This is a genomic window from Ruegeria sp. AB5 (genome assembly GCF_056542645.1).
In genome coordinates this window covers 1-612 of sequence record NZ_JBQGAE010000084.1, presented here as the reverse complement: position 1 = coordinate 612, position 612 = coordinate 1, and the positions used below count along the sequence as shown (strand labels likewise).

At 53.4% G+C, this 612-nt stretch carries 1 protein-coding gene; it reads left to right on the top strand.

All coding sequences use genetic code 11. From position 1 onward, the window contains the following. On the top strand, window positions 1-373 hold a 373-nt coding region (locus ACR0L4_RS23735; protein WP_480515678.1), incomplete at its 5' end, for an adenylate/guanylate cyclase domain-containing protein. Window positions 374-612: the final 239 nt, after the last annotated feature.

Genomic DNA, 612 nt, shown 5'->3' with positions numbered 1-612 from the left:
CCCGGCGGGTGACGATGCCGCCAAAGCCCGATCCAGCGCGCAGCTTTCGGCAACAGAGATCGTCGAAAAACTGGGTGAATTGCGCAGTGACGGAAGTGATCATGATTTCGACTGCTCGATTGGTGTCGCCTATGGCCGCGTGACCTATGGCAATGTGGGCTCGCGCGAACGGTTGGACTTTACCGTGATCGGTCAGGCCGCCAATGTCGCTGCCAGATTGGGCGAATATGGCAAAACCGTCGGACATAGAATTGTTGTCTCGCAAGATATCGAACCTGTTTGCAAACAGGCGATCCCTTTAGGGGCGATCAAGCTGCACAACGTCTCGCAACCGATCAAATCATTTGCCCTGCAAACCTCAGCCGATGCCTGATTTGACAGTTTACTTCGCAAGAGTTGAACCTCAAATTGTGCCACCCACTATCTCGGATCGGTAAACCTATGGCCTTGCGCGAGATACCGTACACACCGTGTCTGGTTGACATCAATGGTTCAAAAACCACCGCCCAGCAGGATCAGAGCCGTCTGCGCAGGTGAGATCGTCTGTTGGATTTGATTGATCTGATTGCGGGCCAGATACGTGTCGGTCAGCTTTTCGATTGCCTCACTTTC